This window comes from Psychrobacter glacincola (assembly GCF_965118485.1).
GTDB lineage: Bacteria > Pseudomonadota > Gammaproteobacteria > Pseudomonadales > Moraxellaceae > Psychrobacter > Psychrobacter glacincola_D.
This window is the reverse complement of sequence record NZ_CBCPJH010000008.1, coordinates 117,374-127,794: the sequence shown is the minus strand read 5'-3', so window position 1 is coordinate 127,794 and position 10,421 is coordinate 117,374. Positions and strand designations below refer to the sequence as shown.

Below are 10,421 nucleotides of genomic sequence, written 5' to 3'. Positions count from 1 at the left end.
ATAATTTCTACGAGGGTAACAGTATTTTGATTCAGCTCATCTTCAAGTTCAGCTATTCTCTCTTTTAATCCTTTATTGGTGTCAAGAAGAGCTTGACGTGTCTTTTTATTGACGTATAGCTGCTCTTCTTTTTCATTCAAATTTAATGGTAAGAGTTGCTCTGTGATATATTTTTGGATTAATGCTTTGCGTTCTTTAGTGCTAAGGGTACTCAGGCCACCCTTCACATATCCTTTAGCAATAAGTCTTTGATGCAAAGCAGAATTTGAAATAGGGGCTTTTTCAATACCTTCTTGCACCATTTCTTTAAGCTCATTCTCAAGAGCTTTGTCTAACTCATTGCCTTTTAACATTTGCTTTCTCCCTCATCCTTAGCTTTGATCTTTTCATATTCTAGTGAAAACAATTCAGCAAGTGTCTTTGGCTGAGAAAGCTCAGTATCTATTGCGTTATATATATTTACTGGAATTTTATTACTGTAGCCGACCGTGATTTTTTGTTCAAAATCCTCAAGGTTCTGAATTTGCTTTTTTACTTTTAGTGCAAATTCAGAATCATCAACTAAGTTTTCAGCTTGTTCAAGTAGTCTGTTTTTAGTGAGCTTTAAATTTTCAAGTTCGCCCATACGTCCTGTCACCGTGAAATTGACACAGGATGCACCTGACTGGCATGCTAATCTCTTAGGGCAACCGTGAGATGCTATATTACGCATACATGAGCCAAAGGTTAGGGGGTGTAAGTAGGCATGGGTATCTATGAGCTCTTTTGCTTTATCTAGTTCTGTGAGAGCTAATTCATCAAAAGCTTTAGCAATATCTTCAAAGTAATCCTCTCCCATAGATTGTTCGATAAAGTTTGATATTTCTTTAGTATTATCAAAAGTATGCAAATTATTTTTTAGATTGTTTTCTAGGTCTTGATCGTTACTGAAGAGCATCAAGCCATATTCTAAGATGTCATCAATTGGGCTTTTTACATTATTCTCTCCAGGCTGCACAAGCTCTGAAACTGCCGTTAACTCATTATGTGCCTGAAATTGACTACTGTTACTAGTCAAACTAGCATTTTGGCTTATTTGCTTAATGCTTAAATGTTGGTAGTATTTGTTTTGTTCAATATCAACCCGACCCATTAGCATTGCTTGTAGGTGGTCTGAAATTTCAGCAATAGCTAGGAAAGTGTTAATGTTGTGCCTAGGGATATGGGTACTTATTTTAGAGGGTTGATTATCCTTATCATTAAGACCGTATTTTTCAAATACTGATTTATTGTTACCTGTGCCTAAGAAATTATTTATGACACGGTTGTCTAGTGTTGTAACATTCGTTTTATTGATCAGACTTCGGAATAGGGTAGTGCTACCATGGTGAACTATAAACAATAGATCCTCATAGTAGATATTGACCATTTTACCTTCAAAATCAAATTTTTTATTTATAGGTTCTTCAGTATCGTAATTTGCTATTGACTTAATATATTGATTTAAAGTACTTTTACTATAGAACTTTAAATCATCTTTCCCATTAGGGATTACCTTGTCGGGCTCTACTTTGGCTCTTTTAAGTATTTCGAATATTACATCTCTCTGACCATTACGTCCTCTTGTTTGTTGTTTCGAAATAAATAAATGGCCGATTAAATCGTCTAGCTCGATCAAATCATCAGGAATTTCATCAATACCCTTAGGAAGAAAGTCTTTTAAATTTTTCTGCCTCAAATAAATTAGGTGCTCTCGATATTCTTCGGTAAGATTCAAAGTGTTTTGTACGATGCTTTTAACAAGCGTAATTGAAGACGGCTCAACCCAGTGAATTCTCTCGCCAGCCCCTTTTGCACCATAATAGCGTATACCAAGCATGGATTGTATCTTGCCATTGATGCTTATAGACTCATTAGTCTGTGGGTCCAATATAGGTCTTTCAATTAAACAGTCTTTCTTCAGCATTATTGTTTCAGTCGATCGAAATCCTGTCACGATAGATAAAAATAACGAGTTTAAGAGTATTTTTTCGCCTTCACTTTGACAAAAGTTTTTGAGCGAAGCAATATTTATAAAGGTCTGAATCGAGATTAATTTTTCTACATTTATCTTGTTTTCATCGATATTTTTATCTTCAAAAAGCTCTTTAGTTATTCTTGCTTTCTGTGTTCTGTTCTGTTTGTTAATATATTTTAAATCAACTTCAAACTCTAACTTCTTAGAAGTGAATCCATATTTATTTACTACGTCTTGTAGTCTTTTGAATGTTCCGACATGATCTGGAAGGTTAGTAGCACTACTATGATTCTTTAATAAGAAGTAGGCATGGTTAAGAATTTCTGTCGACAGCTTTGTAGGATGAGTGTCAGATATGAGTTCTTGTAAGGAATAAAACCAACGCTTTAACACTAAAAGTTCAGCAACAAGCTTTTGTGGTGAAACTTTACCATTAGCTTGGCGATAGCTGTACACTAGCATTGCTTTACAGAATTGTTGATAATATTCAGATATATTTATATTTGGCAGCCCTTTTGTTTTATTTATTGAATTGAAACTGATACTTGACTTGCCTCTCGATAGCAGCCAGCTTGAACCTACACCAGTTTTTAACCAAAAACTATCTTCCCATAAAGCATCGTTAGGTTGGTATAAGTTATTTTTAAAATACTCTTTTTGCTCATCAATGAACTTATCATAGCTATTCATCTGCATTTTTCACCTCACTATTTAGCTCACAGCGCTTAATCACTGACTGTATTTCCAATTTAGTCGCTTCGTGAACAGCAATGACTGGATTTGATGAATTATAAACAGCATCAGAGAGAGATACGATAGATTCTAGTTCGTTTTGAACACACTCTAAGACCTCTTTATGATTACCATGTAAATAAGCGTGAAAATAGACACATCCATAGCAACTACGAACAGGTTCAAGGAAACAGTTAGCTTTATAGCTACATTTGCCTATATTGCTGTGGATTTTGTCATTAACGAATCCTATTATATTCTCTCCGTGGTCTTGTTCTTGGGTAATGATATCGCCAGTCATTAGCATAGCTATCATTTGCTGGTAAACAGGGTTTCTACCGAGCGCCATGGCTCGAATTTGAGCAAGATTGGGTGATGAAAAAATATAGTGTCTAGCTGTAACTAATGACGAGTGTCCTAAGATATGGGCAACGTCTTCCGCACTTGATCCTGATAGTGCCATTGAATAAGCTACATGATGACGGAATTGAGAGCTTGTATATTTAATTTGGATTAGTTCACCATTTGAAACCCGTTGCTGATATTCCTGCGGTGAGAATTCAAAGAGTTGTTCGTTGATGGCAGTATTACAGTAAATCACTGCATAGTTACTTAAATCAAAAAGCTGATGGTTTATAGGTAATTCAAACCGTTTAATATATTGTAAAATAACTGTAGCGATTTCTTCAGGTAGTTTTATAGAAATTTTAGTATGATTGAATCGGCCTTGTTTTGCATAAGGCACAAGTATGCTGTAGCGCTTACTTTCACCTTCTTCCGTATATGTATCTATCTTTATATCTTCAACAGAAAGCTTGGATAATTGGACAGGTCTCATACCAGTTACATAGATAAGACCAAGGATAGAGGCATTTTTAATAATATTATCTGATATTAATTGTTTTTGAGAAATTTCTGAATTTAGTTTCGCAAAACCGTTTTGTATCATTGTAACCGTAGGCTTACTAATAGGATCCTCGATTTCTTGATAGAACAATTTTGAGTTAAAAGTTTTTGGTCTCTTTAATACCTCAAGATCAATTTCATCTTCTTCACTAAACCCTTCAAAACCTTCAGTTATTAATAATCTGACAAAGTTCTTTAGTGTATAGTATTCCCTATGTTTAGATTCATCTACAGCTAAATCTAGAAGAATTTCTTTGAAACTTATATAACTGAAAGAGTTTCCGCTTTTTATTAACTTTTGAAAGTTAGACCTAACTTGTCTGAAGTACCTTGATAAATAGGCAGGGCTATTGAGCTGAGAGTAGTAAGCTAAAAAAAACTTTAACAACTTAATCTCATGCTTATCTAAATATTTTTCTTCAGTGAAATCTATGTATTCTTTTCTACCGGAGTATAGAAAATCCCAAGTACTTGAGGTAGAGTTGATAAATTTCGTTTCATACCTATCAGCAAGCATAAACCTAATTATAGTAGGGATATGTAGACTGTCAATTTTATCTATCTGAGCCTCAGAAAATAAACGATGACTCGAATGCTCAAGAAAATTAAATGCCAGATTGGTATTAGTCATAATGTATCCACTTTTGTAATTCTTTGAATATTAGCTAAGTTGGCATTTTCTGATATAAAGCGGCTGGCGTATAGATATGGCATAGTACTATTGAGAGACCAACCTGCCATTTTTCTTAAATTCTCGACAGCTTTTTCCATTGCTTTTGCCTTATTATGAGTGCTTAAATATGATTCATAGTTGTACTTAAGCATCATATATGCCCATGTATGCCGAAGAGTATGAGCTGAAATTTTATCAAAAGAATCCACATAATTAGTGTCAAAGAATTGAGGATACTTACTTTTCATATTCTCATTAATCGTAGCTATGATTTTCTTAAAACCTGATTTACTGAGAGGTGCGTAGGGTGCTTGTAAGGATAGGAATAGCATACAATTTTTAGTTTCTTTGCGTCTAATATGATTGATATACATATTTATAAATTGAACATCGCGTTTCTCCAATAGAATGCTTCGAATAGACTGAACGTTTTTAATCTGTGGCTTTGTTGTACGAGTGTCTGTTCTATCATGTGTATCAGTTATAAGGAGGTAGGTGTTATGTGTTTTTAAGTCGGGTTTAATTGAATCAAGAGTTAAGAGTAGTAGCTCTCCAGTCCTCAGGCCATAGTTCAAAAGCAAACGTACAATGAGAAAGTTTCTTAATTGAGCTTCCTTACTTTTAAATAATGGTTCTAGTGCTTTAGGTGAAATAATAGAATATAAAGCTTTTTGCATTTCCTCTGTAAGGCTTTTGAAGTTCGTTCCATTTTTATGAGCTTTGTGATGATTAGAGGATAAGTTTTTGACAAGATCATACTTTTGATAGATTACAGACTTGTATCTAGCAATTTCAGGACTTATAGATTTACCATATATTTGACTGAAGGTATCTAGCAAATAGTTTAAATAGCTAAGGATAGCCCGCAAACGATGTGCAAGTGTATTATAATTAATTGAAGGATTGCTTCCTAATCTAATTAGTTTCTGATCAACTACCTTCATACTTTCCAAATATAATATAAAGCTATCTATTTCTTTAATCATCAATTCTGGATTAGATTTATGCTCTCTGAAATATTTGCAGAATGACTGATCATATTTTTCTCGCCAAAAATCATACCATTGTTTGATACCTTGCAAATAAGCTTGTTGTGTTGAGTCACTTTTAAATCTCAATGAGCTATTGATATATAGCATAGGATATAAACAGGGAAGTTTAGTAGTATTATCAAACAAAAAACTAAGCCGATTGGAGTTGTTTAATGTAATAGATTTTATTTTTAGTATTGACATGTAAACCTGCAAATATATGAACTTTTATTAAGATATTCCCTACAGTCAAATGCTATCTTAGCTCTTACTATAAAGCAATGATATTGCTCAATTTTTTAGTTGGCAGAAACAATTCACCTCTTGATTATTATAATGAAATCTGTAGCAAACAGGATTTAAAAAAACAATTATCGTTGTGCGATATAGTCAGCCCAACATGATTTTTACTTTGAATTTCGTAACTTGTCTATATAGTTAGCCCAATCTTGCATCATCTGTACCCTAGTATCGATTTCATCAAGTCTGTTGTAAGCCCCGCCATGTGTGTCTTTGATTCGATGGCCTAATTGTAGTTCAGTCACGATGTCTGAGTAACGCAGTTCAGGTTGTTCCATAAGCAAGGTTTTAGCAGATGCTCGAAATCCATGCGCACATTGCACGTCTTTGTATCCAAGCCGGTGGAATATCTGTACCAACGTCGCTTTACTGATATAAGCATTGCTTGAACCGCGCATCGACGCAAATACATATTCCTTATGCCCAGTAATTGACTGAATGTTTCGTAATCGCGCAATTACTTGCGTGGCCAAGGGAACAACTAAATGCGAGACCATATCATCACGACCTTCACCTTTAATGGGGGAGAACGCCCATGTATTATTGTCCCAATCGATGTCATCCCAGCGCATTGAGCGCAGGTCGATACTACGTACAAATACATACGGCAGTAGGTTCATAGCCTCTAGTGTAATCTTACTTGCGCCTTTAAAGTTGGACATATCTTTTAAGAGAGTTGCGAATTGCTCTGGTTTGGTAATGGCTGGTAAGTGATTGCCTGAGCTGGCAGGTGCAAGCTCACCTCGGGTATCAATCGCCACATTTCTATCGCACAACCCTCGAGCAACAGCAAACGAAAAGACTTTTTCAGTATACAGACGAGTGCTCGCACCAACGAAAGTTGCTTGGTTTTCATTATTCTGAATCGACTCACACACACTCAGTATCATCTCGCTAGTGATATCGTTCATTCTTAAATCACCAATTTCTTGACACATATATCCTAGACATAAATCCCAGAACTTGAGGGTTGACTCACTATATGACAGTTTTTTAGATTTACTTTGAGTGCGACCTGCTGTTTTGTGTTCTCGCCATGCTTGAGCAATTTCAGAAAACGTGGAATTTTTTAGATGGGTATATTTATTGGTTTGCTCTTTTTTTTGGATAGCTTTAGGATCAGAACCTTTTGCGACCATATCAAGAATGGTGTCTGCTTTATATTTAACTTCATACAGACTGATGTCTTCAACTTTACCCAACATCATCCTAGGTCGCTTACCATCGATGTGCGGATGAGAATATCGCAGGTAGTATTCTTTTTTACCATTTGGATAAATACGAAGACTTAGACCAGCTACGCCTGAGACACTAACCGAATAATCTTTATCTCGGCATTCTAGCTTGTTGATATCATTTGCATTGTTGATAGTCATGATGTGTATCCTTAATTTATCTAAGATAGATGAGTTATTATTATTGATCTGATATCTATATGCTGAGGTCCAGAGTAATCTTTTAGTAGGTCTTCCAAGTTAAGGAAAGCTGCAAGGAGTATTATTGGACACTGTCGTGGACACTGGTATCCGTTAGTATTATTATTAAAGCCTTTTATATAATAGCTCTTAAGACGTAATTATCCCCAAGTGAAGGTTGGGGATGATTATATTATAGGGGAAAGAAAGGGAGTAAGCTATGTGTTTATTGATATATATGGTGTTTGAGGCAATAAACTTCAGATAGGCTAAAAGTAAGAACGGTATTTATTACTATTGATAGAGTTCTCCACTTTATTTATCAGAAAACCATGCTCCTGTACGTGCACAGAATATAAAAATCAGGGGCATAGTACTGTTCTGTGCAAATTTGGAGGTTGTTAACTTAGTGCTTCAGATTGAAGCATATTGTGAAGAGGGATAAATACTTACTTAGTAGTGAGGGAGGTTTCTGATGACTTAAAACAAAAAGTATTACAGCTTAGTTGGCAATGATATTCGTAACTCTAAGGTAGATCTAAACCAGACTTGCAGACAGCCCAGGTAAGAACATTGTTAGATCATACATGCACTATTAGAAATGATATGAAGTAATAGATACCCAAAAGAGTTATGGCTTTTGATCTCAGCTAGTAGTCAATAGGTAGTGATATCTTTATATACCTAACGTTTCGCAAGAACATTCGTACCAAAGAGCCAGTTGGTTAAGATGCTAACAATTGAATGATGGTGAATTTGGCTGTTATGTGATTATTAGGAATGAGAGACTACTCAAAAGGCTAGCTGTGCATTGTGAAGGTAATAATTATATTAACCATAGTCAGAACAAATTCACTAAAGAGACTAATTTGAATGAACAGTAAAAGTGACTGTATCTACAACACATTTATAAAAGGTTTATGAAATAAATGCAAAGAGGTTGTTAGCGACTTGATCTAATGTACTAAGCTCGATTAGGACTCCGCGTATTAAGCTTTCAGGACATGTCAGTTAGTAATTACGTTAAGAATAATTCCAGCATTTATTTGATGGGCTCTACATATTCTGGTCAAGCAGTTATTAACCAAACTTACCAACAATTTACTATCTAATCATGACTCCATGAACTTATTGTACGGTAGCCTTAGTTTAACATAATATACATTATGCGAAAACAAACCAACGGTCTTAGGAGACGAGTGCATAATATTTTATATCGTGCAATTTGCGAATGCGCCCATACATTTCTAACATGATTTATTAAATACTAAAATATATATTTAACTTCTCAATTAAAACTTCTGCTAACGACAATTCTTTTGAAGATACTCTCGTAAAGATGTGCCGGCCTCATCCAGTATTACATCTGTCACTTGGCAAGCCGCTTTATTATCAACACTATCGCATGACAATTTATAATAAACTTCATCACCTTGCGCTAAGCTAACTTTAACCAAGCCTTGTGTGGTCACTGAAAACTGCTTATCTTGTTCGTAGTCTGGATCTTGAGAGCTCCATAAAACGTCATAACCAATATGACAGGACATTTGCTCTCTATCAAAATAGGCTTGCTCAAGTTGCATGGCAGCTTGTAGCTCTGGGCTAGCATATTGTTGTAGTACGACCGGATAATCTTGACCTTGATTATTCACATCCTGCTGGTACATTTTACCGATAGTATCAATTTTCATGGCAAAAGCTGTCTGTAACGGCTCTGTTGAATTGGCACTGGCCGTAATAGCAGAAAACTCTATAGCGAATATCATGATGGGAAGTATTATTTTTTGCATGGCATCCTCCATAAAATACGACCTTGGAATATGAGGTTTTAAGTATTATTATATTCATTAAATCATATACATACTGCTGTTTTTCTGCATAATTGTGTGAATCCGGTTTATTGAACAAAAGAGCCGTTTACACAGCATCATTATGAACTTTGATACCTTTTGAGTACTATCAATGAGTACCATTTATAAGTAAACGCCCCTTTACTGTCATATTGATTTTAGATTGACTTACCTAAGCTATGATAAGGATATTGTTATGATGCCGTTATCTTGTTTTACTATTTCTCAGTCTTATCTTTATAAGCTATCAAGCGCAGCAGGCTTTGCCTCAATACTGGCAATCACTGGTTGCCAATCTTCTGCTGAGTCCAGTGCAACAGCTTCCAATCAATCAACTGGCACCCCGTCTGTGTCTGTGGTCTCTGATATGAGTCAGCAAACCCTCAGACAGCAAGCATTACGCATCCAGCGGGCCCTTGCCAACAATGACTTCTCTCGAATAACAGACGACATCCACCCAACACGTGGCGTCCGTTTTTCGATGTATGCTCATGTGCATTTAGACAAGGATAAAGTCTTTAGCCGTGAGCAATTCGCTCAATATCTGAATCAATCAAAAATTCGCTTCACTTGGGGCGAATTGGATGGTGCTGGCGAGGCATTGGTCGTGCCGTTACCAGAATATTTAGATACTTGGATTGATGGTAAAAAATATAATAACGCACGCATCACGGTCAATACCTTTGAATCTAGAGGTAATATGATTAACAACGTTAATGAGGCTTATCCAAAGTCAGATGTGGTGGATTTTTATTACAAAGGCAGTGATAAATACGACGGTATAGACTGGCGTGGTATGCGTTTGATATTTGAGGAATATCAAGGTAGACGCTATCTGGTAGGTATCATCAATGACCGATGGACGGTATAGCTATCAGCAAAAATATAAGCCTAAGCATATGATTTAAAAATCAATATTTAAAAAAATGGCGGTACATCCTATGTGATGCACTGCCCTTTTTTATTACTTCATATTTAATATTTTAAGTTGCTAGAAACTTTAGAAAGCAGCGAATAAAAACCTCTAATATGATTTATAAACTGAGTAAACATTGATGGTTTTTATAAGTCATATAAAAAGTGGTAGCCGTCCCCTTGTCTTCTTTGCTTGGATAGATAGGATAATCATAAGCTTCTTCAAAAACGCCTTTATAGATATCTAGTTTAGCTATTCCTTTTGTCGTTAAATCTGCTTTATTACTTATATTCATTAAATGATAAACATCACTATAATCCACCCCTTTTTGCCTCATTTCCATAATATTAAAGGCAAAAACTGTCTGAGTTGAACAAAAGTCTTCCTTATCAGAGATGTTTTGTACAGCCTCTAGGGTTGAATCGATATAGACTCCCAACTCTTGCAACTCCTTAGGATACTGTGAAATTACATTGATAGAATCTTCTTGAGTTGGAAAACGTGCTTGTGCTGTATGCATACACAGTAAAGTACAAGTTAAGATAAGCAAATTTTTCATGATAGACACACTCTCATAAATAGCTTGTTTCTAATAAGTTCTA

The 10,421-nt window shown here is 35.4% G+C and carries 8 protein-coding genes; 1 reads left to right on the top strand and 7 read right to left on the bottom strand.

Annotated elements, in window-relative coordinates:
* From ACMHKH_RS04630 to ACMHKH_RS04605, 6 genes are all read right to left on the bottom strand, one after another.
* On the bottom strand, positions 1–353 hold a 353-nt coding region (locus tag ACMHKH_RS04630), incomplete at its 3' end, for a hypothetical protein (protein ID WP_413519493.1).
* On the bottom strand, positions 347–2,686 hold the full coding sequence (locus tag ACMHKH_RS04625; RefSeq protein ID WP_413519492.1) for a hypothetical protein: 2,340 nt from the start codon (positions 2,684–2,686) through the stop codon (positions 347–349). The genes ACMHKH_RS04625 and ACMHKH_RS04630, both read right to left, overlap by 7 nt.
* A complete protein-coding gene (locus tag ACMHKH_RS04620) occupies positions 2,679–4,265 on the bottom strand; it encodes a site-specific integrase (RefSeq protein ID WP_413519491.1) in 1,587 nt (528 codons plus the stop codon). Before ACMHKH_RS04620 ends, ACMHKH_RS04625 begins: the two co-directional genes overlap by 8 nt.
* Positions 4,262–5,542: a tyrosine-type recombinase/integrase gene (locus ACMHKH_RS04615; RefSeq protein ID WP_413519490.1), complete on the bottom strand. Its 1,281-nt coding sequence runs from the start codon at positions 5,540–5,542 to the stop codon at positions 4,262–4,264. The genes ACMHKH_RS04620 and ACMHKH_RS04615 overlap by 4 nt, the downstream gene beginning before the upstream one ends.
* Positions 5,543–5,745: 203 nt before the next feature.
* A complete protein-coding gene (locus tag ACMHKH_RS04610; protein ID WP_413519489.1) occupies positions 5,746–7,014 on the bottom strand; it encodes a tyrosine-type recombinase/integrase in 1,269 nt (422 codons plus the stop codon).
* Between the two features lie 1,343 nt (positions 7,015–8,357).
* Positions 8,358–8,843 (bottom strand): hypothetical protein, encoded by a 486-nt coding sequence (locus ACMHKH_RS04605; RefSeq protein WP_413519488.1) that lies wholly within the window; start codon positions 8,841–8,843, stop codon positions 8,358–8,360.
* 256 nt (positions 8,844–9,099) lie between these two features.
* Here ACMHKH_RS04605 and ACMHKH_RS04600 point away from each other — a divergent pair, with 256 nt between their 5' ends.
* Positions 9,100–9,774 (top strand): hypothetical protein, encoded by a 675-nt coding sequence (locus ACMHKH_RS04600; protein ID WP_413519487.1) that lies wholly within the window; start codon positions 9,100–9,102, stop codon positions 9,772–9,774.
* Positions 9,775–9,937: 163 nt separating this feature from the next.
* On the opposite strand, the gene ACMHKH_RS04595 is transcribed toward ACMHKH_RS04600, so the two are convergent.
* On the bottom strand, positions 9,938–10,378 hold the full coding sequence (locus ACMHKH_RS04595; RefSeq protein WP_413519486.1) for a hypothetical protein: 441 nt from the start codon (positions 10,376–10,378) through the stop codon (positions 9,938–9,940).
* Between the last annotated feature and the right edge of the window lie 43 nt (positions 10,379–10,421).

Coding starts and splice junctions, on each gene's coding strand:
- ACMHKH_RS04625 (WP_413519492.1), bottom strand. CDS start 2,686: ATGAATAGCTATGATAAGTTCATTGATGAGCAAAAAGAGTATTTTAAA.
- ACMHKH_RS04600 (WP_413519487.1), top strand. CDS start 9,100: ATGATGCCGTTATCTTGTTTTACTATTTCTCAGTCTTATCTTTATAAG.
- ACMHKH_RS04595 (WP_413519486.1), bottom strand. CDS start 10,378: ATGAAAAATTTGCTTATCTTAACTTGTACTTTACTGTGTATGCATACA.
- ACMHKH_RS04615 (WP_413519490.1), bottom strand. CDS start 5,542: ATGTCAATACTAAAAATAAAATCTATTACATTAAACAACTCCAATCGG.
- ACMHKH_RS04620 (WP_413519491.1), bottom strand. CDS start 4,265: ATGACTAATACCAATCTGGCATTTAATTTTCTTGAGCATTCGAGTCAT.
- ACMHKH_RS04605 (WP_413519488.1), bottom strand. CDS start 8,843: ATGCAAAAAATAATACTTCCCATCATGATATTCGCTATAGAGTTTTCT.
- ACMHKH_RS04610 (WP_413519489.1), bottom strand. CDS start 7,014: ATGACTATCAACAATGCAAATGATATCAACAAGCTAGAATGCCGAGAT.